The organism is Bradyrhizobium sp. UFLA05-89, from assembly GCF_059803475.1.
Map to the genome: position 1 here is coordinate 43,309 of NZ_JBANBA010000026.1, position 25,165 is coordinate 68,473.

General features: G+C 64.3%; 18 protein-coding genes and 1 pseudogene. 13 read left to right on the forward strand and 6 right to left on the reverse strand.

Annotated features, from left to right (window positions below):
• Positions 1 to 35 precede the first annotated feature (35 nt).
• Positions 36 to 920, reverse strand: coding sequence for a dihydrodipicolinate synthase family protein (locus tag SO139_RS16150; RefSeq protein WP_449378188.1), 885 nt, complete (start codon positions 918 to 920; stop codon positions 36 to 38).
• 228 nt (positions 921 to 1,148) lie between these two features.
• Here SO139_RS16150 and SO139_RS16155 point away from each other — a divergent pair, with 228 nt between their 5' ends.
• Positions 1,149 to 2,555: an FAD-binding oxidoreductase gene (locus SO139_RS16155; RefSeq protein ID WP_449378189.1), complete on the forward strand. Its 1,407-nt coding sequence runs from the start codon at positions 1,149 to 1,151 to the stop codon at positions 2,553 to 2,555.
• A gap of 6 nt (positions 2,556 to 2,561) precedes the next feature.
• A complete protein-coding gene (locus SO139_RS16160) occupies positions 2,562 to 3,227 on the forward strand; it encodes a GntR family transcriptional regulator (RefSeq protein ID WP_449378190.1) in 666 nt (221 codons plus the stop codon).
• A 128-nt stretch (positions 3,228 to 3,355) separates the two neighbouring features.
• Here the strand turns inward: SO139_RS16160 and SO139_RS16165 are convergent, their stop codons facing one another.
• The 3 genes from SO139_RS16165 to SO139_RS16175 all read right to left on the reverse strand — a co-directional run bounded on the left by SO139_RS16165 (position 3,356) and on the right by SO139_RS16175 (position 7,884).
• On the reverse strand, positions 3,356 to 4,525 hold the full coding sequence (locus SO139_RS16165; protein ID WP_449378265.1) for a PepSY-associated TM helix domain-containing protein: 1,170 nt from the start codon (positions 4,523 to 4,525) through the stop codon (positions 3,356 to 3,358).
• Between the two features lie 3 nt (positions 4,526 to 4,528).
• A complete protein-coding gene (locus SO139_RS16170; protein WP_474800396.1) occupies positions 4,529 to 6,853 on the reverse strand; it encodes a TonB-dependent siderophore receptor in 2,325 nt (774 codons plus the stop codon).
• Between the two features lie 137 nt (positions 6,854 to 6,990).
• On the reverse strand, positions 6,991 to 7,884 hold the full coding sequence (locus SO139_RS16175; protein ID WP_498540223.1) for a LysR family transcriptional regulator: 894 nt from the start codon (positions 7,882 to 7,884) through the stop codon (positions 6,991 to 6,993).
• A 102-nt stretch (positions 7,885 to 7,986) separates the two neighbouring features.
• On the opposite strand from SO139_RS16175, the gene SO139_RS16180 reads away from it, so the two are divergent.
• Both SO139_RS16180 and SO139_RS16185 read left to right on the forward strand, forming a co-directional pair.
• Complete coding sequence (locus tag SO139_RS16180) at positions 7,987 to 8,739, forward strand: SDR family NAD(P)-dependent oxidoreductase (protein ID WP_449378192.1); 753 nt, start codon at positions 7,987 to 7,989, stop codon at positions 8,737 to 8,739.
• A gap of 1 nt (position 8,740) precedes the next feature.
• Positions 8,741 to 9,728 (forward strand): annotated as a pseudogene (locus SO139_RS16185) (aldo/keto reductase).
• Between the two features lie 114 nt (positions 9,729 to 9,842).
• On the opposite strand, the gene SO139_RS16190 reads toward SO139_RS16185, so the two are convergent.
• Together SO139_RS16190 and SO139_RS16195 are read right to left on the reverse strand one after the other, a co-directional pair.
• A complete protein-coding gene (locus SO139_RS16190; RefSeq protein WP_449378193.1) occupies positions 9,843 to 11,795 on the reverse strand; it encodes a putative bifunctional diguanylate cyclase/phosphodiesterase in 1,953 nt (650 codons plus the stop codon).
• 26 nt (positions 11,796 to 11,821) lie between these two features.
• The gene (locus SO139_RS16195) at positions 11,822 to 12,769 is read right to left on the reverse strand and encodes a PAS domain-containing protein (RefSeq protein WP_449378194.1); all 948 of its coding nucleotides are present in this window, start codon (positions 12,767 to 12,769) and stop codon (positions 11,822 to 11,824) included.
• 194 nt (positions 12,770 to 12,963) lie between these two features.
• On the opposite strand from SO139_RS16195, the gene SO139_RS16200 reads away from it, so the two are divergent.
• The 9 genes from SO139_RS16200 (at position 12,964) to SO139_RS16240 (ending at position 24,985) form a co-directional block, all read left to right on the forward strand.
• Positions 12,964 to 14,985 (forward strand): YgiQ family radical SAM protein, encoded by a 2,022-nt coding sequence (locus SO139_RS16200; RefSeq protein WP_449378195.1) that lies wholly within the window; start codon positions 12,964 to 12,966, stop codon positions 14,983 to 14,985.
• 166 nt (positions 14,986 to 15,151) lie between these two features.
• Positions 15,152 to 15,835: a DUF2270 domain-containing protein gene (locus SO139_RS16205; protein WP_449378196.1), complete on the forward strand. Its 684-nt coding sequence runs from the start codon at positions 15,152 to 15,154 to the stop codon at positions 15,833 to 15,835.
• A gap of 209 nt (positions 15,836 to 16,044) precedes the next feature.
• Complete coding sequence (locus tag SO139_RS16210) at positions 16,045 to 16,515, forward strand: aminoacyl-tRNA deacylase (protein WP_449378197.1); 471 nt, start codon at positions 16,045 to 16,047, stop codon at positions 16,513 to 16,515.
• A 113-nt stretch (positions 16,516 to 16,628) separates the two neighbouring features.
• On the forward strand, positions 16,629 to 17,051 hold the full coding sequence (locus SO139_RS16215; protein ID WP_449378198.1) for a CBS domain-containing protein: 423 nt from the start codon (positions 16,629 to 16,631) through the stop codon (positions 17,049 to 17,051).
• Between the two features lie 70 nt (positions 17,052 to 17,121).
• Positions 17,122 to 21,936: an NAD-glutamate dehydrogenase gene (locus tag SO139_RS16220; protein WP_449378199.1), complete on the forward strand. Its 4,815-nt coding sequence runs from the start codon at positions 17,122 to 17,124 to the stop codon at positions 21,934 to 21,936.
• Between the two features lie 26 nt (positions 21,937 to 21,962).
• A complete protein-coding gene (locus SO139_RS16225; RefSeq protein ID WP_449378200.1) occupies positions 21,963 to 22,298 on the forward strand; it encodes a hypothetical protein in 336 nt (111 codons plus the stop codon).
• A gap of 114 nt (positions 22,299 to 22,412) precedes the next feature.
• A complete protein-coding gene (locus SO139_RS16230) occupies positions 22,413 to 23,432 on the forward strand; it encodes an alpha/beta hydrolase (protein WP_449378201.1) in 1,020 nt (339 codons plus the stop codon).
• A 171-nt stretch (positions 23,433 to 23,603) separates the two neighbouring features.
• Positions 23,604 to 24,167: a glycine-rich domain-containing protein gene (locus tag SO139_RS16235; RefSeq protein WP_449378202.1), complete on the forward strand. Its 564-nt coding sequence runs from the start codon at positions 23,604 to 23,606 to the stop codon at positions 24,165 to 24,167.
• Positions 24,164 to 24,985: a TIGR04222 domain-containing membrane protein gene (locus SO139_RS16240; RefSeq protein ID WP_498540224.1), complete on the forward strand. Its 822-nt coding sequence runs from the start codon at positions 24,164 to 24,166 to the stop codon at positions 24,983 to 24,985. Before SO139_RS16235 ends, SO139_RS16240 begins: the two co-directional genes overlap by 4 nt.
• Positions 24,986 to 25,165 lie beyond the last annotated feature (180 nt).

Here is a 25,165-nt window from a genome sequence, read left to right on the forward strand (position 1 = left end):
AGCCGCTCCGCGAACGCGAGAAAGGTTCGCGGACGTCACGCGATCGCGGGACTCACCAGCGCGTCGATCTTCGCCTTCAGCGGCTTGCCGTCGGAGAGGCCGCGGAGCGGCGGGCGCACGCGCAGCCAGCCGGGATCGGCGGTCTGTGCTGCGAGAATGGCTTTCAGCGTCGCCGCGAACGAAGGCGTGTTGACGACGATATCGATAGCCGCCTGCATGCGTGCTTCGACGTCCTTGCCATCGACCATGTCCTTGACGAGGTCGGGCACGATGTTGGCCATGCCGCAGATGGTGCCGGCGCCGCCCGCCGCGATGGCGCGGGTGATGTCGGCTTCATTGCCGACGGTGATGGCGAGTTCGGGCGCAGCAGCACGAAACGCCTGGAATTGCTTGAAGTCGCCGCTGGAGTCTTTCAGTCCCGCAACGAGCTTGCCGTAGCGCTTGCGCAAGTTCGCCGCGACTTGCGTCGGCACGGCGACGCCGGAGACCTGCGGGATGTGGTAGAGGTAGGCGCGCAGGCGATCGTCGGCGACGCCATCGAAGATCGCGGCGAAGGCATCCTCGAGGCCCTCGGACGTGACGTTGCGATCGAAATAGGGCGGCAGGTACAGCACATGGTTCACGCCGAGGCTCAGCATCGAACGCGTCAAGGTGATGCTGTCGCTGATCGCGGGAAAGCCGCCGCCGACACCGATGCGATCTGCGGCGATGCCGGCCTTGAGCAAGGCCTCCACGGTCGCGACCCGCTCTGCAACGTTGAATGAGGTGCCTTCGCCGGTGGTGCCGAACACCACGACGCCGTCGACGCCCGTCTTGAAGAGCCGAAGCGCATGATCCGCCAACCGGCCGGGGTCAGCGGCTCCCTCGGCCGTCAGCGGCGTCGGCGTGGCGACCCAGAACCCGCGAATTGCGTCCGTCATGACCTGTCCTCTGCAAGAGCAATCGTTCTAAAGCTTTGATCAGGCTTGCACTTCCTGAAAAGTGCGGAACCTGCTTGGCGTTCCCATTTACTTCTTGTACCTTACATACAACACCACTGCAATTCCGCGGTGAAGCGGGTCGCGCCGCCAAAAATGCATGGGCAGGCGCCGACCCGCGACGTACCCCGGCAACACACGTACCCCGGCAACAAGAGGCTCCGCATCGACATGACGACGCTACTCGAAGGCTCCGAGGGCATGTTGCGCGATCTGCGCGACCGGCTCGGCCCGCAAGCCGTGCTGATCGGCAACGAGGTGCCCGCGCGTAATTGCAACGACTGGAGCGCGAGCCTGCCGCAGACGCCGCTTGCGGTGATCCGGCCGATGGATGCGGCCGGCGTCGCCGCGGCGATTGCGACCTGCCGCAAGGCAAGTCTGCCGTTCGTGCCGCAGGGCGGATTGACCGGCCTGTGCCGCGGCGCGGCGCCCGAGCCCGGCTGGGTCGCGATCTCGCTGGAACGCATGACCGGCATCGAGGAGATCGATCGCGCTTCCGCGACCATGACAGTGAAGGCCGGCACGCCGCTGGAGACGATCCAGAAGGCGGCCGATGAGGCCGGCGTCTTCTTTCCACTCGATCTGGGCTCGCGCGGCTCCTGCGCGATCGGCGGCAATCTCTCCACCAACGCCGGCGGCAATCGCGTGATCCGCTACGGCATGACGCGCGAGTTGGTGCTCGGACTCGAGGTCGTGCTGCCGGATGGCACCATCATCACGAGTCTCAACAAGCTGATGAAGAACAATGCCGGCTACGACCTGAAGCATCTCTTCATCGGCTCGGAGGGCACGCTCGGCATCATCACGCGCGTGGTGCTGCGGCTGTTTCCAAAACCGCGCTCGACCATGGCCGCGCTGTGCGCCCTGGAGAATTATGCCGCTGTGGTCGACCTGCTCGCTGCCGCGCGCTCCGGCCTCGGCCCGCTGCTGTCGGCCTTCGAGGTGATGTGGCCGGATTATTGGGAGGTGATCACCGCGCGCGCCGGCGTCAAACCGCCGGTCGCTGCCGGACGCGGGCTCTACGTACTGGTGGAAGCGCAGGGCACCGACGAGAGCATCGATGCGCCGCGTTTCCAGGCCTGGCTAGAAGAGCTGATGGAGCGCGGCCTGCTCGCGGACGCCGCCGTCGCGCAATCGCTGGCGCAGACGCAGAAATTCTGGGCGGTGCGCGACATCTGCGCCGAGTTCGGCCAGGTGCTGGGGCCGCACATCTCCTACGACATTGGCCTTGCGGTGGCCCGGATGGACGAGTTCGTCACGCGCTGCAAGGCCGCGCTCGCCGAAGGCATCAAGGGCTGCGAGAGCGTCTATTACGGTCATATCGGCGACGGCAATCTGCACCTGGTATCCTGGGTGACGGGTCTGCCGACCGAGCGTCAGCCGAAGGACGCGATGGATGCGATCATCTATGGCCTGGTGCGCGAGATGGGCGGCAGCGTCTCCGCCGAGCACGGCATCGGCACGCTGAAGAAGCAGTGGCTCGGGCATGCCCGCAGCGAAGCCGAGATCGCGCTGATGCGCACGCTGAAGGCCGCGCTCGATCCCGCTCATCTGCTCAATCCCGGCAAGGTCATCTGAATCCCGATGAAGTCGCTGAAGCTCGATACGCCGAAATCGCTGGCGCAGCGTGTGATGCTGCGGCTGCGCCAGGGCATCATCGACGGCGAGTTCGCACTCGGCGCGGCGATTTCCGAGGAGAGGGTCGCGCAATCCTTCGGTGTCAGCCGCACGCCGGTGCGCGAGGCGATGGGCCAGTTGCAGGCGCAGGGCCTCGTGGTGATCCGGCCGCAAGTCGGCAGCTTCGTCTTTACCCCGAGCGCGGAGGACATCACGGCGCTCTGCACGTTCCGGATCGCGATCGAGCCCAAGGCCGCCGAACTTGCCTTCGCCCACGACCGTGCCGGTGCGGTCGCGGCGATGGAGCAGGCCATTGCCGCGATGGAGGAGGCGCTCACGGCCAAGGACAACGTTGCCTATGGACGCGCTGACAGCGCGATCCATGATGCGTTGTTCGCCCATTGCGGCAATCGCTATCTCCAGGAGTCCTATCAGCTCGTTTCCGGGCGCGTCGCAACGCTGCGCACCAATCTGAGCGCGCCGATTGACGTGCAGACGCCGGCCTCGTTCGAAGAGCATTACAAATTGTTGGGCCTGTTCGAACGCGGCGACTTCGACGGTTTCGCGCAATTGATGACGACCCACATCACCAATTCGGGCCTGACCTATGCCCGTGCCTTGCAAGTCGCCTGATCCTCATCGTGCGCGTGCCGGATTCAATCGACGGATTTGGCGTGGCGTCCTCCGGATCTGGCGCCGTGCGAGCTCCTGGCCACTCGTGTGATACAGGTCAGGAACTGGCCGGCGATTGAAGCCTCATCTCAAGCGCGGGCGTTGCAGGCGGGCTCACTCCGCTCGCTCGCCTGCGCCAGGCGCCGGTGCCTGCGCCGCGACAGATAGAGCAGCACTCCCGTGACCGCGAATAGCGGCATCAGGCCAGCGGCCAGCATGAAGGCGAGCCTGCCGGGCCAGCCCAGAATAGCGCCGCGGTGAATGTCGAGAATGCCGGCGATGGTCCGCTCGCCGAGCGTCTTGTTTGCGTAGATATCCGCAGATACGAGCTGGCCGGTGGCGGCATCGATACGGAATTCGTCGCGCACGCCTTCGAGCGTGGTTTCCGTGGGCCACGACCGGATGCGCATGACGGTGCCGCCACCAGCCGGCAACGTCAATTGCGCCCTCGCGAACGAGCCGCCCTGCTCGCGCAGGAACGTCGACCACGCGCGGTCGAATCCGGGCGGCTCCGCCGCCTCGCGCGCCGGCTTCGGCTGCATCCGCGCGGCGGCAGTCGATGGGCGCGACAACAGCCAGAGGACGCCATCCTTGTACCAATCGAACGAGTACCAGAGCCCGGTCAACGTCATCACCAGATAGATCGGCAGCACCCAGGTGCCGATGACCGCGTGCAGCGACCGGTGCAGGCCGCGACCACGCAAGGCCAGATTGGGCTTGAGCCACATCTTCACACTGCCGGCACGCTGCGGCCAGCGCAGCACGAAGCCGGAGACCAGCAGCGCGATCAGGCCGAACGCCGCGATTCCGGTGATCTGCCGGCCATAGCCCTTGCTATCGCCGGGCAGCAGCAGCCAGCGATGCAGCCTCCGGACGGTTGCGAAGAACTCCTCGCCGCGCGGCATCCCGAGCACGCGCGCGTCATAGGGATCGACATAGAGCGAGGACGGCCGCGCGCCCTGCTCTTCGCGGGCGAAACGGACGTGCACGGCCGTGGACGCATCGCGGGTCATCATGAGGGCCGAGACCTTGCCGAGCTCCTGCGTGGCCTTCAGTCTCGCGACGAGCTGATCCGGCGCAAGCACCGGCGAAGGGCGGGGCGCGACATGCATGATCCCGGCATTGAGGCTGTCGAGGATCTCGTCCTCGAAGCTCATGATCGCGCCGGTAATTCCGATCACCGCCAGCACAAGCGCGATCGTGAGGCCCAGGATGGAGTGGACGTCGAGCAGGACAGATTTGATCCGCCGCGCACCCATCATTCAGAACTTCACGGTTGCCGAAAGGGACACGCGCCGCGCGTCGCCGATCGCGACTTTGAGAGTATCGACAGCCGATGGATAGTAGACGGTGTCGAACAGGTTCTTGACGTTGAGCTGGTAGATCACAGGCAGCTTTTCGTAGCGCGTCTCGTAGGTCGCAAACACGTCCGCGACGACGTAGGACGGCAGCACGAAGGTGTTGGCGGAATCACCGGGACGATCGCCGACATAGCGCGCACCGCCGCCGAGGCGGAGCCGGCCCGGCAGCGCAGTGCCGAAATCGTAGACCAGATAGAGCGAGGCGGTATTGAGCGCGACGTTCTGCAATTGCTTGCCGTAGTAGGTCGGGTCGTCGGCCACGCGCGCGTCGGTGTAGCCATAGCTTCCGATCATGCTCCAGTGGTCGGTCAGCCGCCCGGTGACGTCGACCTCGACGCCGCGCGAGCGGACTTTTCCGGCAGCGCGATACTCGGTGACGCCGGTTGCGGCATTGAGCTGCGAGACCAGCACGTTCCGCTTGTCGATGTCGTACATCGCCGCGGTGCCCGAGAGGCGCTGGTTGAGATCGAACTTGATGCCGGTCTCATACTGGGTGCCTTGCTCGGGTGCGAGGTTCGAGCCGACGACCACGCCGCCGGTGAGCGGTGCAATCGTCGAGGTCGGCTTCAGGGATTCCGTGTAGCTTGCATAAAGCGAGACCTGTTCGGTGAGCTTGAGGATCGCGCCGCCGAGCGGCAGGGCCTTGTCGCCACTGAGATTCGTGTTGGTCACGAACGGACGCGCCTTGCCTGCGAGCTGCTCGTATTCCATCCAGCGAACGCCGCCGACCAAGGCGAGGCGGTCGGTGAGATGCAACGTGTCCTGGAAAAACAGCGCGCGCTCGCCGAGCTTGTCGGTCTGGTCGCTGTCGGCGGCGGACACCGTTGTGCCCGGCCCGATCAGCCCGTAGACGGGATCATAGATGTTGAACACGCTGGGCAGCGTCTTCCGCAGCAGATCCTGGCGGTAGATCGTACGATACTGCGCGTCGCCGCCGAACAGCACCTCGTTGCGCATCTCCCCTAACCAGAACACACCCTGCAAATAGGAGGTGCCGTAGCTGATGTTGCTGAGCGCGCCCAACGTGCCGTCATTGCTGCGCGACTCGATGCCCGTAACCGGATTCACCGCGGTAATGCGGAGCTGATAGGCGCCGTAGGATTCGGTGTTGTAGCCGTAGCCCGCGTAGAGCTTCCAATCCTGGTTGAAGCGGTGCTCCACAGAAGCCTGCACCAGATCGGACGTGCCCCACATGTTGTTGTAGGGCTCGTCCAGCCGGCGCGTCGCCGGGATCGCGAGTGGCTTCTTGGTGCGGGAATCGATCGCCGTGCCGCGATCGAAGGGATAGAGGAAGTCGCGGTGCTCGTAGTTGAGCTGGACCGTGGTGTCCTTGCCGTACCAGGCGAGCGACGGCGCGATCAGCGTTTCCTTGTGCGTACCGAAATTGCGCCAATAATCCTCGCCGACGCCGTAGGCGATGAATCGGTAGGCGAGCCCATCCTTGCCGATCGGACCCGTGATGTCGAACAGCGCATCGCCGCCGCTGCGTCCGCCATAGGTCGAGCCGAGCAGGGTGACGGAGCCGTGCTGATAGAGCTCGGGACGCTTGCTGATGGTGTTGACGATGCCGCCGGGATCCATGATGCCGTAGATCAGCGACGCCGGGCCCTTCAGCACTTCGACGCTTTCCACCGCGGCGTTGAGGCCGCGGCCTTGCACCAGCGGCATGCCGTTGCGCATGACCGAGCCGTCGCGGTTATCGCCAAAACCGCGGCGGATGATGGCGTCCTGGGTGCCGGCGAGCGTGTTGGTTTGCGTGATGCCGGAGACGTTGGCGAGCGCATCGTCGAGATTGCGCGGCAACTGGTCCTTCAAGACCTGCTCGGGCACCACGTTGACGGACTGCGACGTATCAAGCGGCGAGGCGCCCGTGCGCAGCGTGCTCGAGTTCGGCATCGCGCGATAACCGAGCTTGGCTTCATTCAGGACTGCCGCGGCAGCGGCCGCGCGCTCCGACGGCGAAGCTTCCATCGGCTTCGGATTGCGATCGCGTTGCCACGCGGTAGCCTGCGTGCGACGCGCCGATGTCGTAGCCGCATTCACCTTCGGCCGCTTTGTCGGCGCCTCCACCGTCACCGGCGGCAGCGCCGACTGCGCCTCTGCGATCCCTGTGGAGGAGGAATAATCGGCGAGCAGGACGACTGCTCCGAGGAGAACACGCGCACGACTCCTGCCGGCACGGTTTCGATGGCCGCGGACGCGCTGGCCATCAGCATTGGCACGCACTTTCGAGTCACTTCCAAGTCAGAGAATTGCATTCACGCAAGCGCGTCTAGCAGAGCCCGCGCAGCCCGCGCGACTTGAATAGCTCTAAGATCGAGTGGTTCTAAATCGGAGCGCGCGTTGCGCGGCGCAGTGCGCGATCAAGCCTGCTCTTCCCTCACCATGTCGATGAAAGCGCGAAGCGGCCGAGGCATGCGGCGGCGACTGGGGTAATAGAGCGAGGGGCCGGCGAACATGGGCTGCCAGTCGCACAGCACGGCCTTGAGGCGGCCAGCAGCAATATCGGGCGCGGCGTAAGGCTCGAACACGCAGGCCAGGCCAAAGCCTTCGAGGCAGGCGTCGAGGATGAGCTCCTGGTCGTCGAGAACCAGCGGACCTTCTGGGATGAATTCCAGCTCGTCGCCATCCTTTTCCAATGGCCAGGCAAAGAGGCCGCCGCCGGGAAAGCGCTGGCAGATACCCATGTGCCCCTTCAGGTCGGCAGGGACGCGCGGAATGGCGCGGGTGGCGAAATAGTCCGGGCTGCCGACCAGCGAGAAACGCATGGGACCAGACAAGGCAATCGCGATCATGTCGCGCGGCAGCTTCTCGTCGAAGCGAACCCCGGCATCGAACCCGGCGGCCACGATGTCGGTGAGCGCGTCATCGGACGCAAGCTCCACGCTCACGCGGGGATAGCGGCGCAGGAAGCGCTTGAGCGGAGGCAGCAGAATGAGCCGCGAGACGGAACGTGGTGCATTGATCCGGAGGCTGCCGGACGGGCCATGAGCAAAGGAGGCCGCCTCGTTCACCGCGGTTTCGATCGCTGCGAGCGCCGGATCGAGCTTGGCAAGCAGCTTCTGGCCGGCTTCCGTCAACGCCAAGGCGCGGGTCGTGCGGTTGAGAAGCCGGACGCCCATTCGCTCCTCGAGGGCGCGCATGCCGTGGCTCAGAGCGGACGGGGACACGTTCAGTTCGCTGGCTGCGCGCCGGAAGCTCTTCAGGCCCGCGATCGCCGCGAAAGCGGCAAGGTCGGGAAGGTCGGCGCGCTTCATTAGTGAATATGACTCATTGATTCATGCAATGAATACCCGATTATCGTTCTACATGCACCTTTCTAAAGAGATCCGCAGTCTCTCAAACACGGACCGCGATCAATGGAATTTTCGAACAAGACCTATGTCGTCACCGGCGCTTCCTCGGGAATCGGCGCGGCAACAGCCCGCGCCCTGGGACTAAGGGGCGCGAATGTCGTGCTGGCTGCGCGCCGCCTGGACTTGTGCGGCACGATCGCGGCAGACATCGAGCAAGCTGGCGGACGGGCCCTCGCCTTGCGATGCGACGTGACGCGGGAGGAGGATATCCGCGCGACGATCGCGCAGACGGTGGAGCACTTCGGCCGTCTCGACGGCGCGGTGAACAATGCCGGCCAACTAGGCCACGCCGCGCCCCTCCACGAGACCGCAACGGCCGACTTCGAGACGATCATGGCCGCCAACGTGACGAGCGTCTTCTGGTCCATGAGGTATCAGATCGCAGCCATGCTACCGAGCGGCGGCGGAGCTATCGTCAATGTTGCCTCCATTGCCGCGCATGTGGGCTTTGCCCAGGTCGCCCCCTATGTCGCCAGCAAACATGCGGTTCTGGGCCTCACCCGTACGGCGGCACTGGAGTATTTCGGCAAGGGCATCCGCATCAATGCGGTAAGCCCCGGCCCCATCGCCACGCCGATGGCGGAAATCGGCTTCGGCAGCCTCGACAATCTCAATGCCACCATGACGACGTCGCCCGCCGGTCGCGCCGGCATTCCCGCGGAAATCGCCGCATCCATCCTTTATCTTCTCTCCAATGCAGCAAGCTATGTGAGCGGTCAGGCGCTCGTTGCAGATGGCGGCTGGACGGTGGCCTGATATGCGGCGGCGCCGTCGTCTTGGCACCGTGTCAGTTTCTGCCCTCGGACTCGGCTGCATGGGCATGAGCGAGTTCTACGGCCCAAGCGAGGATGCGCAATCCTTCGCTACGATCGAACGGGCGCTCGATCTCGGCGTCGATCTTCTCGACACCGCCGACACCTATGGCTTTGGCTCCAATGAGGAGTTGCTCGGGCAATTCCTGAAAGGCAAACGCAATCGCGCTGTGCTGGCCACCAAGTTTGGCATCGTGCGATGCAAAAGACGCCCATGAGCGGCATGTCGACAACTCACCTGCCTACATCAGGACTGCCTGCGAGGGTTCTTTGCGGCGGCTCGGCATCGAAACCATCGATCTCTACTACTGCCACCGCCGCAATCCGGATGTCCCCATCGAGGAGGTGGTCGGCGCCATGGCGCGGCTCGTTGAGCAAGGCAAGGTTCGCTTGCTTGGCCTGTCCGAAGTTTCGCCCACCACGTTGCGCTTGGCATCTGCCGTTCACCCCATCTCGGCGGTGCAGAGCGAATATTCGCTGTGGAGTCGCGAGCCGGAAGGTGGAATGCTTGCAGCCTGCCGCGAGCTGGGAGCAACCTTCGTTGCCTATTCGCCGCTGGGCCGCGGCTTCCTTACCGGCAGGCTGGATGTGGCGGGACTTGCGGACGGCGACTTTCGCAAGACCAATCCGCGCTTCCAGGACGGCGCGCGGGAGACGAACCAGGCACTCGTCAATCAGCTTGACCGGATCGCCCGGACGCGAAACCTCACGCCCGCGCAGATGGCGCTTGCGTGGCTCTTGTCGAAACATCCGCACGTCACTCCGCTTTTCGGCACGCGCCGACCTGAGCGCGTCCAGGAGAATGCGACGGCAGCGGAGATCACGCTGTCTCCTGACGAGATCGGCACGCTCGATACGTTGTTTGCACCCGATACCATCGCCGGCTCGCGCTATCCGAGCACCGGAATGGTCGGAATCGAGCCATCAACCTAACGAGCGCGAGCGCAGCGATTGTGATGGCAAGCGGCGGAAATTGATGGGCCGGTCGATGGCAAGGACAAGAATCCGTGTGGTCCGCACTCGGTGTCGTCGAGATTGCGAAAACACTCACGGCTGTCGCTTGCAGAGTCCGTATCGTCGCGCGAGCGCGAGCGCGGTCATCGGCTTGCTGTAGAAATATCCCTGACCGATCTCGCAGCCGAATTTGCGCAAGAGACGCACCTGTTCCGCCGTCTCCACACCTTCCGCCACCACGTCCAGATCCAGAGCGTCCGCGAGCGAAACGAAGGCCCGGACCACGGCGGCCTTGCGGGGATCGCGGTCGATGCTCATGGTGAACGAGCGGTCGATCTTCACAACATTGATCGGAAAACGATCGATGTAGGCCAACGCCGAATGGCCGGTGCCGAAGTCGTCGACGGCGATGGAGACACCCATGCGCGAGATCGCCGAAAGCGTCTCCTGAACGCTCTCGCTGTCCTGGAGCATCATTCCTTCGGTGATCTCGATCTCGAGCCAGGCGGGCGGGCAACCGCTCGCCTCGAGCGCCGGCGCGATGTGCTCGGTCAATGCGCCGGTCGTGATCTGCCTCGGCGAAATGTTGACCGCCATGGTGATGGGCTGGGCGCGGTACTTGTTCTGCCGCACGATGGCCGCGCAGGCCCTCTCGAGCACCCAGCGACCGATCTCTACGATTTGTCCGGACTCCTCGGCGACGCTGATGAACCGGTCCGGCGATAGTGGACCGAGCGTCGGATGCTTCCAACGCAGCAGCGCTTCAACGCCCACGAGATGGCCGTCGCCGAGCCGGCATTTTGGCTGAAACACCAGGCTGAATTCCCGGCGATCGAGCGCCTGGCGAAGCGCCTGACCGAGGGCGACCTTCTCCATGGTTTGTTGCGAGAGCTCGGGCCGGTAGAACTGGGCCTTGTTGCGTCCGTTCCGCTTCGCCTCGTAGAGCGCCTCGTCCGCCGATCCCATCAGCTCGTCGATATCCCATTCGCCACTCACGACGGTAGTGATGCCGATGCTGCAGGACACGAACAATTCCGACCCACTCAGCCGGAATACGGGAGCCATCGCGCGCTGGATGCGTTCGGCGATCTCTTGCAGTTCGGCATCGTCCCGGATGTTTGCGACCAGAATGACGAATTCGTCGCCGCCGAGACGTGCCAGGGTGTCCGTCTCGCGGATGCAGGCGCTCAGGCGGCTTGCAACCTCCTTGAGCAGCTCGTCGCCACGGCTGTGGCCGAGCGTGTCATTCACGTCCTTGAAGTGGTCGATGTCCAGCAGCATCAGGCCGACACCGCCACGCGTGTTCGGCCCAACACTCAACTCGTCCCGGACGCGATCGTAGAGCAAGGCGCGATTGGCAAGCCCGGTCAGGGAATCGGAATAGGCGAGCCGCTGGATGCGTTCACGTTGGTTGACGGAGGCCGTGATGTCCCTGGAGACCGCGAGCACGGTTTGCACCTGTCCCGACTCGCCGACCTCCGGAACGAAACGCGCGTTCACCGTGCCGATCCCATCGACCTTTCTGACCTTGAACTCGGCCTCGCGCTGCTCGCCGCGGTCGAACACCTCTTGCAGCAGCGCCTTGAATCTCACGACGTCGATAACCGGCGAACCGTGGTCCGGCGTGCACCCTACGCCATAATTGTAGGCGGGACCGGTGATCGCCTGTGCCGCAGGATTGATATAGAGCCGTCGCAATCCGGAGTCGAACCGGACGATCGCATCCGGCGAGTTCTTGGCAAGCGCCCGAAACTCCTGCTCCCGCTGCGCGAGCTGTTCCTCCATGCTGCGCCGTTCCGTAATATCGCGCCCGATCGCCAGAACGCCCTGGACTGCCCCGTTGCGGTCCCACTCCGCGACGATCGAGATATGGTGCATCCGCAGTACTGCACTCTCGACCGGAACCTGCATTTCAAGCACCTGCGATTCACCGGTGGTGGACACCGTGTCGATAGCTTCGATGAAGCGAGCGAGGCCCTCTCCGGCAGAGGGCCAGATCTCGTTCAAGGTTTTTCCGTAGACGGCTTCGGGGCGAAGCTCGATCATTCGTGCATAGTGGGAATTGATGTAGGTCAGCGTCCGTTGCGGTCGAAGCGGATCACATTATCCGGGGAGTTCTCCGCAAGCGTCCGAAGCTCGGTCTCCCGTTCGTGCAATTCCTCGATCGTTTTCCGAAGATCGGTAATGTTGTGGCCGGCGCCGGCAACCCCGATCACCTCGGCTTCCGAGAGGATGGGAGACAGCGAGACGGACACGATGTGCTCGCTTCCCTGCAGGATGAGCCGCCTTTCATATTGGTGCGGCAGCCCGGTTTCCATCACACGACGATTGGATTCCCAGAGATCCTCGGCCACGTGAGCGGGCCAGACATCGTGAAATCGCTTTCCGATCAATTCGTCCGGATTTGTGCGGCCGATATTCGCTAGATAGGCCGAGTTGACGGCCATGAAGCGGCCATCCACGCCTACCAGCCAGGCCGGCATCGGAATGCTGGCCAGCAGCGCGCGATAGTATCTTTCCTGTATCGTAAGGCGTTCCTGAAGGGATAACCGCTCGGTCACATCGGTCCAGAACGCCAGCGTGCACTCTCGATCATGCCAGTTGAGCGGCTTGCAGACGACTTCGGTCGGCAGGATCGCGCCGCTCTTGTGGCGATGAAGCGCAATGGTTGCGCTCGGGCTGCGTGCGAGGCGCTCCGTCGTATCGCCAGCATGGGCCGCCGGCCCGTCACTGCAGATCAGATCGGCAAGACACAACCGCGCGAACTCTTCGCGCGAATAGCCGAGATCGGCGCTCGCCCGATCGCTGAAGTCCAGGAAGCGCTGGCTTGCGCAATCGATGATCACGATGCCACATGGAACGTGCTTGAGCAGCATCTGGTCGAGCGTCAACTCGCCCGCCAGCGGCGGGGAAGGTGCCGTCGGCAGGTGCCACATCCCCGCATCCTCCGGCATGGTCGATGCCGATCCAGGGCGCGCGGTTTGCCCCGCAGCCAGCTCGACCAATTCCGCCGTCTTCATGATCCCCACTGCCGCCATTCTGCCCACATCGGCCTAACGCTATCGAAGCCCCGTGAATGCAACGTTACCTCGGTTCCGTCGTATTTGAGTCCCGGATGGAGGGTTCGGAAAATGGACCGCTACGCCGGCAAATATGCCTCCTTGACGCGTCCGTCGGTTGAATTCGGCAGCCCGGGGTCTTATCGGTAAGCGCCATGAACACCCAGATCATGACCGCCGAGAGGCCCCTGATGGCCCAGGCGCGGCCGCGCAAGGCGGCCCCATTCCTCCCCATGAGCCGCGCCGAGATGACGGCGCTCGGCTGGGATGCCTGCGACATCGTGCTGGTGACGGGTGACGCCTATGTCGACCACCCGAGCTTTGGCATGGCGATCATCGGCCGGTTGCTGGAGGCGCAGGGCTTCCGGGTCGGCATCATCGCGCAGCCGGACTGGCATTCGGCCGAGCCGTTCAAGGCGCTGGGCAAGCCGAAGGTCTTCTTCGGCATCACCGGCGGCAACATGGATTCGATGGTTAACCGTTACACGGCGGATCGGCGCTTGCGCCACGACGATGCCTATACGCCCGGCGGCGAGGGCGGAAGGCGGCCGGACCGCTGCACGATCGTCTACGCTCAGCGTTGCCGTGAGGCTTTCAAGGACGTTCCGATCGTGCTCGGCGGCATCGAGGCCTCGCTGCGCCGGATCGCGCATTACGACTACTGGTCCGACAAGGTGCGCCGCTCGGTGCTGGCCGACGCCAAGGCGGATCTCCTGCTCTACGGCAATGCGGAACGTGCTGTCGTCGAGGTGGCCCACCGGCTCGCCGAGGGCACGGCGCCCCGCGATCTCGATTCCATCCGGGGCACAGCGCTGTTCCGCCGCGCGCCCGAGGACTACACCGAGCTGCACGCGGACGATCTCGATTCCGCCGATGAGGGCGCGGCTCGCCATCCCGGTAACACCGTGATCCGGCTGCCTGCCTGCGAGCAGGTCGAGCAGGACCGCGAGGCTTATGCGCGCGCTTCACGCGTGCTGCACCGGGAGAGCAATCCCGGCAATGCGCGGCCACTCGTCCAGCGTCACGGCGATCGCGACCTCTGGCTGAACCCGCCGCCGATCCCGCTGACCACCGAGGAGATGGACGCGGTCTACGATCTGCCCTACGCCCGCGCGCCGCATCCGGCTTACGGCGATGCCAGGATTCCGGCCTGGGAGATGATCAAGTTCTCGGTGACGATCATGCGCGGCTGCTTCGGCGGCTGCACCTTCTGTTCGATTACCGAGCACGAGGGCCGCATCATCCAGAACCGCTCGGAAGGCTCGATCCTGCGCGAGATCGAGCGCATCCGCGACAAGACGCCGGGTTTCACCGGCGTGATCTCCGACATCGGCGGTCCGACCGCCAACATGTACCGGATGGCGTGCAAGGATCCGAAGGTCGAAGCGGCGTGCCGGCGGCCGTCCTGCGTCTTCCCCGAGATCTGCCCGAACCTCAACACCTCGCACGACGACTTGATCCGGCTCTATCGCAAGGTGCGCGAGACCAAGGGCATCAAGAAGGTGATGGTCGCTTCCGGCGTGCGGTACGACCTCGCGGTGGAGAGCCCGGAATATGTCAAGGAGCTCGTCACCCATCACGTCGGCGGCTATTTGAAGATCGCGCCCGAGCATACCGAGCGCGGCCCGCTCGACAAGATGATGAAGCCGGGCATCGGCGCCTATAACCGCTTCAAGCGGATGTTCGATGCCGCAGCAGAACAGGCCGGCAAGAAATATTACCTGATCCCCTATTTCATCGCGGCGCATCCGGGCACGACCGACGAGGACATGATGAACCTCGCGCTCTGGCTCAAGAAGAACCGCTATCGCGCCGACCAGGTGCAGACCTTCCTGCCCTCGCCGATGGCGACCGCCACGGCGATGTACCACACCGGCGTCAATCCGCTGCGCGGCGTGCGTCGCGGCGGCAGCGACAAGGTCGAGGCGATCAAGGGGCTTCGGCAGCGCCGGCTGCACAAGGCGTTCCTGCGCTATCACGACCCCGACAACTGGCCGGTGCTGCGCGAGGCGCTGAAGGAGATGGGCCGTGCCGATCTGATCGGCTCCCGCCCCGACCAGCTCGTGCCCGCCCACCAGCCGCCCGGCACTGGCAAGGCCGCCGGAACGCGACGTCCCGTGCGCCCGGGTGGCCGGACGCAGCGCTTCACGACGAAGGGTGTGCGTGTGATGAAGTGAACGACCGCGCCCGTTGCGGGTTGGGGGTGATCTGCGCCGTGAAGTGCGCACGCCTCACTTGGCATCGATCGCGGAATTGTCCAAACGAAGCAGAATTGTGGTAGTATCATCGGGTCGCTGTCGAAAGCACGACCTGAAATTTCACTGGTCTCGGGTGGTTCGCGCCATGCTCAGGCCCGCAGAAGACACACGTGAAGTCCAAGAGCTGAACCCAGCTGAATTCGGTGCGATTGCCCACCTCTATCGCGGCGAAATCTATCGCAGCACCATCTGGCGCACACGCCTCGACAACACGACCAACTGGTCGATCGTGACCTTGGGCATCGCCCTGTCGTCGACATTCTCGTCTAAAGAAGCATCAGCGCTGCCGCTCATCCTGATAGGCATGCTGCTCGCGGTCTTTCTCGGACTCGAGGCGCGCCGTTATCGCTATTTCAACGTCTGGCGCGCGCGGGCGCGCTTCCTCGAAACACACTGGTACGTTCCGATCCTGAGCGGCAAACGCGGAGAGGACGATGCGAGTTGGCGAACCATCCTCGCGGAAGACTACCTGCATCCGCGTCATCATATCAGCTTCGTTCGCGCCGCCGGACGTCGTATTCGCCGCACATACATCTGGATCATCGTGATCCAGACATCGGCCTATGTCGGCAAACTCGCGATCCATCCGCAAATGGCGACTCACCTGGATGAACTCATCGATCGCGCCGCAATCGGCCCGATCCCGGGCTGGGTGGTGATTTGCTGCGGCCTTCTCTACAATCTCTGCTGGGTTGTGCTTGCCGTCGCGACATATTGGCTTGATCGGCGTGCGCATGGCACACGACCCTCCGCAGGAGGAATGGGTTGACCGACGAGCCGGCGCGATCCCCGCGGTTCGCAGATAGGTCGGCAATACTGTCTAACTACGAGGTGGCTGGAATCGAATCGTGTCGCGATGCAGTGACGAATTGCGGCATTCGACCGCAACGCCTATCTTGAGCCCAGCCAATCACGCGGCCGCCTATCGTGCGGCAGGGCCCACGGTGGACGGCTTGCATACCCATCGGAGAGCACGCCATGTCCATTGCTCCGACACTGCACCGATATCTCACCGCCGAGAAAATCCACTATGCCGAGATCCCGCACGATCTCACCATGTCATCGACGCGCACGGCGCAGGCCTGTCACGTGTCGGGCGATCGTCTCGCCAAGGCCGTCGTGTTGCGGCATGACGGCGGCTATATGCTCGCGGTCGTGCCGGCATCGCACCATCTCAACCTGCCGGACCTGAAGCAGAGGCTCGGGGAGGATCTCGCGATGGCCAACGAAACCGAGATCAATCGGATCTTCGCCGACTGCGCGCACGGAGCAGTGCCGGCCGTCGGCAGGTGCTACGGGCTCGATCTCATCGTCGATGACACCATCCAGGCCCAGCCCGAGGTCTATATCGAAGCCGGCGATCACGAGACGCTGCTCCAGCTGACGCATGCGCAGTTCGCGCGCCTGACGGCCAATGCGCCGCATGGACGCTTCAGCGTGCACGACTGACGCGGCGCGACGCGAGATGATCCACCGATGCGCCCTCGTCGCATCGCGCGTGCGGTCGCGCCCGGTTTGTTGTATAGTCACGCGACGGGGCTGCGTTCGCAACGGAGGTCCTCATGAAAGTCAGGGACGTGATGCACAAGGGCGTCGATTGGGTCAGCCCCGACACCCCGATCACCGAGATCGCGAAGTTGATGCAAGGGCACGACATCGGTTGCATTCCGATCGGTGAAGACGACCATCTGATCGGGATGGTGACCGATCGCGACATCGTCTGCAAAGGCCTTGCAATCAAGGACTTCAACGCCGCGCGCATGACAGCGCGGGACGTGATGACCGAAGGCATCCATTGCTGCCGGGAAGACGACGATCTGGCGAAGGCCGTGCATCACATGGAGACGCTGAAGATCCGCAGGCTGCCCGTGATCAACAGGAGCAAGCGGATGGTCGGCATGATCAGCCTGGGTGATGTCGGCCAATCCGCCACCACCGATCTGTTGACCCAATGCGTCAAGGGCGTGTCGGCCCATCACCATTGAGGCAACGCCGGCTCGGCCGGAGGGACGTCGATGGCTCCGTGCCCAAACGGCGCGGGCAAGGGAGGACATGATGGCGTGGCGCGACGACAAGGCCCGGGCGACCCTGATCCACGATGCGGCAGGAAGCATTCAGCCGGGCAAGAGCCCTCGGGCCTTTGCCGAGCTTCTGTTCGGCTACACCAATCTCGAGGACCTCGCCAATTACGATGCCTCCTCGCTGGCCCTGCTCGCGGAGCAAGCCTGGGAGCATGTGCAGCGACGCACGGCTGGCAGTGCCGATATCCGCGTCGTCAATCCGGCGATGCCGGACGGGCGCGAGATTTCCGTACTCGAAATTCTCAACGACAACATGCCCTTCCTGTTCGACTCCACCATGGCGGAGCTCACCGAGCAGGGCATCGAGGTCACCCTCGTCGCTCACCCGATCATCGCGGTGGAGCGCGATGACCAGGGCAAGCTCCTGCGTTTCTACGGTGAAGCATTGCCGGAAGGGGCAAGGGGCGCGCGCGAGAGCCTGATTCATCTCCACATCACCCGCCTGGATGCCGAGGCCGACCAGCAGAAGCTGATCGTCGGCCTCACCCGGACGTTGAACGACGTGCGCGCCTGCGTCACCGACTGGCGAGCCATGCGGGACCGCGTCGAGCAAGCGATCAAGACGTTCACGTCCAACCCGCCGCCGCTCCCAATCGACGAGGTCGCCGAGGCCAACCAATTCCTGCAATGGCTGTGTGCCGACAATTTCACGTTTCTGGGCGTGCGCGAATATCGCTTCTCGCCCGACAGCGATGCGTCGGATGACATCACGACTGGCGAAGGCCTCGGCATCCTGAGCGACCCCGATGCGAAGGTCCTGCGCCGCGGCAACGAAATGGTGGTGATGACGTCGGAGATTCGCGAGTTCATGCGCGAGCCTACCCTGCTCATCGTCATCAAGGCCAATGTCAGCAGCCGCGTCCATCGCCGCATCCGGATGGACTATGTCGGGATCAAGCTCTACACGCCCGACGGCCGGCTCGAGGGCGAGTTGCGCGTCGTCGGCCTGTTCACCTCGGGCGCCTATACGCGCTCCGTCCGACAGATCCCTTATGTTCGCCACAAGGTGTCGCGGGTGCTCCAACGCGCCGGCTTCGATCCGAGCGGCCATTCGGGCAAGGCGTTCATGCACATTCTCGAAGAGTATCCGCGTGACGAGCTGTTCCAGATCGACGTCGACACGCTCTACGATTTCGTCATGGAGATCCTGATCCTCTATGAGCGCCCCCGCGTCCGGGCGCTGGCTCGGGTCGACAAGTTCGATAGATTCGTCTCGATCCTGGTCTTCATTCCGCGCGACAAATACGACACCGACGTGCGCACGCGCGTCGCCAATTTCCTGGCGCAGGCCTACCGGGGGACCCTGTCGGCCTCCTACGTGTCCTTCCCCGAAGGCGCATTGGCGCGGGTCCACTACATCATCGGGCGCTATGAAGCGAAGACTCCCGCCGTCGAGCGCGCTACGCTGGAAGCCGGCATCAGCGCCATTGCCGCAACCTGGGCTGACAAGCTGAAGGCCGCGCTGACTGCGTCAACCGATGGCATGCGGGCGCGCATGCTCGCCAATCGCTATGCGCAGGCCTTTAGCGGCGGCTATGCCGAGGTATTCACGGCGGAACAATCGGTCGCCGACATCGCGACCATCGAAAGGCTGACGGCAGCCCGCCCGGTAACGATTTCGGTTCACCGCTTCGAGGGCAAGGACGATCCCAGGCGCTTCGGCCTGAAGGTGTTTTCGGACGCCGCGCCGCTGTCGCTGTCCTATCGGGTGCCGGTGATCGAAAATCACGGCCTGCGCGTGGTCAACGAGCGCACCTATCAGATCGTGCCCGGTAACAGGCCCGAACCGGTCTGGCTACACGACATGACGATCGAAACCAGCGACGGCAAGCCGATCGAGATCAGTCCGGAATTGAGCCATCGCCTGGAAGCATCGATCATGGCCGTTGTCAGCGATCGCGCTGAATCCGACGGATACAACGCCCTGATCGTGCGCACAGCCCTGGGCTGGCGGGAAGTCTCGAGTATCCGGGCACTGTCTCGCTATTTGCACCAGATTCGCGCTCCGTTCAGCCAGGACTATATGTGGGAGACCTTGCGCAAGAACGCCGCGATCACCGCCAACCTCGTCGCGCTGTTCCAGGCCCGCCTCGATCCGCGCCTCACCCTGACGGAGGCCGAGCGTGCGGCGCGCGAGACGACCCTGCTCGCAGAGATCGAGGAGCAGCTCAAATCCGTCGCCTCGCTCGATGAAGACCGCATCCTGCGTCGGTTCACCAATCTGGTGCAGTCGATCATCCGCACCAATTTGTGGCAGGTCGGCCAGGACGGACATCCGCGTCCGGTGATCTCATTCAAGTTCGACGCGCGCGGGATCGAGGACCTGCCGGCGCCGCGACCGCTGTACGAGATTTTCGTGCATTCACCCCGTGTCGAAGGCATTCACTTGCGCTTCGGCAAGGTTGCGCGGGGGGGACTGCGCTGGTCCGACCGGCCGCAGGATTTCCGCACCGAGATCCTGGGCCTTGTAAAGGCGCAGCAGGTCAAGAACGCCGTGATCGTGCCGGTCGGGGCCAAAGGCGGCTTCGTGCCCAAGCGCCTGCCCTCCCCCTCCAACCGCGACCACTTTATGGCCGAAGGCACGGAAGCCTATCGCATCTTCGTTCGCTCTCTGCTCGAACTGACGGACAACCTCGACGGCGACGACATCGTGCCGCCCGACTCGACCGTGCGGCATAACGGCGACGATCCCTATCTGGTCGTCGCCGCCGACAAGGGCACCGCCACCTTCTCCGATATCGCCAACGCGATCTCGGCCGAGAAGAATCATTGGCTCGGCGACGCCTTCGCCTCCGGTGGCAGCCAGGGCTACGACCACAAGAAGATGGGGATCACGGCGCGCGGCGCCTGGGAGGCGGTCAAGCGCCACTTCCGCGAGCTCGGCACCGACATTCAGACCATGCCATTCACCGTCGCCGGCGTCGGCGACATGTCCGGCGACGTCTTCGGCAACGGCATGCTGCTCTCGCCGGCGACGAAGCTCGTGGCGGCTTTCGATCACCGCGACATCTTCATCGATCCTTCGCCCGATCCGGCGACCAGCTTCGCCGAGCGCCAGCGCCTGTTCGACCTGCCGCGATCGAGCTGGCAGGACTACAACAAGTCGCTGATCTCGCAAGGCGGCGGTGTGTTCCCGCGCTCACTGAAGGCGATCCCGCTCGCACCGGAAGTGCGCGCCCTGCTCGATCTCGACAAGCCGCAGGCGACGCCTTTCGAAGTGATGACGGCAATCCTGAAAGCGCGCACGGACCTCCTTTGGTTTGGCGGCATCGGCACTTATATCCGCTCGTCCTCGGAAAGCGACGATCAGGCCGGCGACCGCGCCAATGATCCGATCCGCATCACCGGCACTGAGGTCCGCGCCCGGGTGATCGGCGAAGGCGCCAACCTCGGCGTCACCCAGCGCGGCCGCATCGAAGCGGCGCAGAAGGGCATCAAGCTCAACACCGACGCCATCGACAATTCGGCCGGCGTGAACACCTCCGACGTCGAGGTCAATATCAAGATTGCGCTGGCGCGCCCCGAGCGCGAGGGGCGCCTCAGCCCCGCCGACCGCAACAGCCTGCTTGCAGCGATGACCGACGAGGTCGGCGAACTGGTGCTGCGCAACAACTATCTGCAGACGCTGGCGCTCTCACTCGCAGAACGCAAGGGCGTGGCCGAGACCGGCTTCCTCACACGCCTGATGCAATCGCTCGAGCAGCGCGGTCTGCTCAGCCGCGCCGTGGAGTTCTTGCCGGACGATGCGGCGATCACCGAACGGGTGAGGCGCGGGCAGTCCCTGACACGGCCCGAACTTGCCGTGTTGCTCGCCTACGCCAAGCTGACGCTTTACGATGACCTGCTCGTGACCAGCGTGCCTGATGATCCCTATCTTGCCCGCGAACTGTCCCAGTATTTTCCGAGCGAGGTCCAGGACAAATTCCCGACAGCGGTCGAATTCCACCGCCTGCGACGGGAGATCATCGCGACCAGCCTCGCCAATGCCGTCATCAACCGCGGCGGCCCGGCATGCATGGTGCGCCTGATCGACGAGACCGATGCCGATATCCCTACCATCGTCATGGCCTATGTGGCGGTGGATGAATCCTACGGGCTCCAATGGCTCAATGACGCGATCGACAAGCTCGACGCCTGCATCGACGGGCAGTTGCAGCTGTCGCTCTACGCGACGATCCAGGACCTTCTGTTGTCCCGCATGGTCTGGTACGTGCGCAATGTCGATTTCAGGGATGGCCTGGAGGCGGTGATCGCACGTTTCGGGCCGGGCATCCGCGAGACCACGGCCTCCCTCGACAACTCGCTGCCGCCGGACTTGCAGGCCGTGCGCAGCAAGCGTCGGCAGGACCTCACTGAGGCCGGTGTCCCGGCCAGCCTTGCCAGCGAGCTCGCCGACCTCGACGCCCTGGTCGCGGCACCCGATATCGTGACGGTCGCCGAACGCACCAGCCGCGCCATCGGGGATGCCGCCGCGACCTTCTTCGCTGCGGAAGCCAATTTCCGTCTCGATCGCATCATCGCCGCCGCCCGCAGCGTCCCGGCCAACGATTATTTCGAACGCCTCGCCATCGACCGCGCCGTCGACCAGATCGCAGCGGCCGAAAGGCGACTGGCTGCGGATATGCTGGCGACCGGCCAGTCCGGCAAGCAAGCCGTCGAGATCTGGCTCACGGCTCACCCCGAAGCGACGCGCACCCGCCGCTCGGTCGAGGAGATCGCCGCCAGCGGCCTGACGCTCGCCAAGCTGACGGTGGCTGCGAACCTGCTGGGAGATCTGGTCAAGGGCTGACGCGCGCCCGCAAACGGAGGGACCCCATGATCCATGCGACTTGCCATACCGCCGACAACGTCGTCTGTCTCGAGTTCGATGCCACGCCCTGGTTCAGCGAGGCCGACGCTCCGAGCATCATCGATCTCGCCCGGCGCGAATGGACGAGTGCCGCAATTGCCGAGTCACTCGAACGCCGACGAGGATACGAAGGCTTGCATGACCTCATGGAATATGCGGCCAAGCGACTTCAAGAGGAGTCCCTGGAGGACCCGACCTGGGAAACCTTCGAGTGTGTCGTCGACGGACCGGACGCCATGGCATGGCTCGAGAAGAACCGGCCTGAAATTGTGGCACGAATTCCGCGTCGACGTCAGCGATAAGGTTTATCGGCTCTGATCGAAGCGGAACCGGGCTCGCCCTTTTCTCGCCGCCATCATCATTCACGGAGCTAGCGGAGCGGGGCAAACGGTGGGCAGTGTTCCCGAAGGTTCCGTGTGATCGTCCGACATCTTCTGCAACATGAAACTCACGTGTCGCGCCGCGCGCTCCTGCGAGGGTTCGCGTCCTTTGGCATCCTCGCACTCGGCGGATGCACGGGCTTGGGCGCGACGGGCGCTCGCTATGACGCGTCGTCGCTTTCCGTTGACCCCACTCTGCTCGTCACCACCACGCGCAAGCCCGTGAACGGCGGTCGCACGAAACCCTGGTTCGGGCCGGAGCGCGCGACCACAATGACGGTCGCACGGGCAAAGCTGGTGGCGCCGGACGAGAGCCGTCTTTCTCTCGCCGCGGTCGGACTTGGCGATTGGCGCCTTGACCGGGTCGAACCGGTGTCGGCCGACGCTGGCGATCTCCTTGCGCAGGCCGGCGGGGGAGGAGACGTGCTGATCTACGTGCACGGCTTCAAGCAGACATTCGAGACGGCGGCGCTCGATGCCGCCCATCTCTCCGATGGGATCAAGTTCCGCGGCCGGACCATGGTGTTCTCCTGGCCCTCCAAGGCAGGACTGTTCGACTATGCCTATGACCGCGACAGCGCGATGTGGTCGCGCGACGATTTTGAGCGCGTGCTCTCGTCCATCGTGTCGGCCCCAACCGGCGGCCGCGTGCACATCGTTGCGCACAGCATGGGGACCATGCTGACGCTCGAAAGCCTGCGTCAGCTCTATGCGCGATACGGCGATACGGTGACCAGCAAGATCGGCGCGATCGTGTTTGCCGCACCCGATATCGACATGGACGTGTTCTCGTCGGCGATCCAGCGCATGGGTCCGCTTGCCGGCAAGATCACCGTGATTGCCGCAACGAACGATCGCGCACTGGCGCTGTCGGGGCAAATCGCCGGCGGAATGACACGGGTCGGCGCCGCCGAGAAGGCCGCCATCGAGCGGCTTGGCGTGCGCGTGATCGACGCCTCGGACGCGGGCTGGGGTATCATCAACCACGATCTGTTTCTGTCGAACGCCGACGTGCAGCGGGTAATCCGTCGCTCGATCGACGGTACGGCCGCCTGAGAGCGCGCCTGCCGCTCCGCCTTTGGGCGAAAACACCTTGCAAGATGAACCACAGCGCAGCGTCGCACTCGGCTGCGCCGCTTGTGTCGCGGCCGGCTCGTCGCTCGACCGTCATCCCGTCCGCGCGATCCCATGCTATCATGCTGCGCGGAAATCCATCGGGAGCCTCGGTTGCAGCGCCAGCAGTTCAAAATCGTCATCCAGACGGGCGAGCCGGTCTGGACGCCGGCGCGCGAGGCGCTGTGGCGACGCATTGGGCAGCATGATTTCGAGCCCGACACGCCGCTGAACTTCACCCGGCGCCTCGCGCGCGACCACGGCTGGAGCGTGCAGGAAGCTCGCGCGGCCGTCGAGGCCTATCGCCGCTTCTGCTTTCTCGCCGTCGTCTCGCCGACGCCGGTCACGCCGAGCGAGATCGTCGACGAGGTCTGGCACCAGCATCTCGTCTATTCGCGCGACTATTGGACGATCTGGTGCGCCGAGAGGTTACAGGCCCCGCTGCACCATGATCCCACTCCCGGCGGGCCCGAGGCTCAGGTGACCTATCGCCGGCAATATGCCGAGACGCTCGCGCTGCATGAGCGCGTGTTCGGGCCGCCGAGCGCGGGGCTGTGGCCGGCGACACATCTGCGCTTCGGGCGCCAACGCTATCATGTGACGGACCGCCGCCGCTGGCTTATCATCCCCAGACCGATCGCATGGATTCGCGATCGATTGATGAGGACGAACAGATGACGTGGAATCCGCTGGACTGGACGGCTGGTCCCTTCCTGACTCTCTATCTGACCAGCGCAGCCATCATCTTCCTGCTGGGTTACCATTTCAGGTCGACGATCGGTCCCGCCGCGAACGCGACGCGCCAATTGAACGCGCTGGAGCTGGCCTATCTCGCCGGCGGCGCACGGCGCCTCGGCGATGTGATCCTGCTCAGCCTAACGTCGGGGCACGGCGCCACCATCGCCCAGAACGGTCGCACGATCACCGTCACCGACCAGACGCCGCTGACGACGATCGTGCGCAGGCCGGCATCGCTCGATATCCAGCCGGACATGTCGCGCCAGCAGTTCCAGACGGCGGTCAGGCCGATCGTCCAGCAGATTCAGGGGCGCCTGCAACAGCTCGGCTACACCCCGACCGACGCGCAGATGACGTCCTTCCATATGACGGTCCTCCCTTTCGTCGTGCTTCTTCTGGGTCTCGGAGCCATCAAGGCCGCCGTCGGCGCAGAGCGGCACCACCCGGTGGGGATCCTGATTGTCCTGCTCGACGCCACAGTGATCGGGGGCATCATGCTGGCGAAGCGCCCCATACGGACGCGAGCCGGCCAAGAGGCCCTCGCAAGCTATCAGACCTCCAACGCGCGAGCCTCGCGCGCGCCGCGCGATCACGAGCTGCTGCTCGCCGTGGCGCTCTCGGGTGCCGTCGTCCTGTCGGGGACGCCCTACGCCCCCGTCTATGCCGCCTCGCAGACGATGAGCAGCAGTGGTGGCGATGGTGGCGGCGGCTGCGGTGGGGGCGGCGGAGGTGGCGGTGGATGCGGCGGCTGCAGTTGAGGGGGCGGCCGGAAAGCAAAACATCGAAAACAACCCCATGCAAAGTAGCCGGCGATTTGCCGCCGTGAGGCTTATGCACTCGGCTAAGTCATTTGAACATCAAACGAATCACGCGATTTCGGATAGAGCCTCAAGGAACGAAGTACCTTACGACCTCCTCCTGATGCACCCAACGCAACG

Coding starts and splice junctions, on each gene's coding strand:
- SO139_RS16150 (WP_449378188.1), bottom strand. CDS start 920: ATGACGGACGCAATTCGCGGGTTCTGGGTCGCCACGCCGACGCCGCTG.
- SO139_RS16155 (WP_449378189.1), top strand. CDS start 1,149: ATGACGACGCTACTCGAAGGCTCCGAGGGCATGTTGCGCGATCTGCGC.
- SO139_RS16160 (WP_449378190.1), top strand. CDS start 2,562: ATGAAGTCGCTGAAGCTCGATACGCCGAAATCGCTGGCGCAGCGTGTG.
- SO139_RS16165 (WP_449378265.1), bottom strand. CDS start 4,525: ATGGGTGCGCGGCGGATCAAATCTGTCCTGCTCGACGTCCACTCCATC.
- SO139_RS16175 (WP_498540223.1), bottom strand. CDS start 7,884: ATGAAGCGCGCCGACCTTCCCGACCTTGCCGCTTTCGCGGCGATCGCG.
- SO139_RS16180 (WP_449378192.1), top strand. CDS start 7,987: ATGGAATTTTCGAACAAGACCTATGTCGTCACCGGCGCTTCCTCGGGA.
- SO139_RS16190 (WP_449378193.1), bottom strand. CDS start 11,795: ATGATCGAGCTTCGCCCCGAAGCCGTCTACGGAAAAACCTTGAACGAG.
- SO139_RS16195 (WP_449378194.1), bottom strand. CDS start 12,769: ATGAAGACGGCGGAATTGGTCGAGCTGGCTGCGGGGCAAACCGCGCGC.
- SO139_RS16200 (WP_449378195.1), top strand. CDS start 12,964: ATGAACACCCAGATCATGACCGCCGAGAGGCCCCTGATGGCCCAGGCG.
- SO139_RS16205 (WP_449378196.1), top strand. CDS start 15,152: ATGCTCAGGCCCGCAGAAGACACACGTGAAGTCCAAGAGCTGAACCCA.
- SO139_RS16210 (WP_449378197.1), top strand. CDS start 16,045: ATGTCCATTGCTCCGACACTGCACCGATATCTCACCGCCGAGAAAATC.
- SO139_RS16215 (WP_449378198.1), top strand. CDS start 16,629: ATGAAAGTCAGGGACGTGATGCACAAGGGCGTCGATTGGGTCAGCCCC.
- SO139_RS16220 (WP_449378199.1), top strand. CDS start 17,122: ATGGCGTGGCGCGACGACAAGGCCCGGGCGACCCTGATCCACGATGCG.
- SO139_RS16225 (WP_449378200.1), top strand. CDS start 21,963: ATGATCCATGCGACTTGCCATACCGCCGACAACGTCGTCTGTCTCGAG.
- SO139_RS16240 (WP_498540224.1), top strand. CDS start 24,164: ATGACGTGGAATCCGCTGGACTGGACGGCTGGTCCCTTCCTGACTCTC.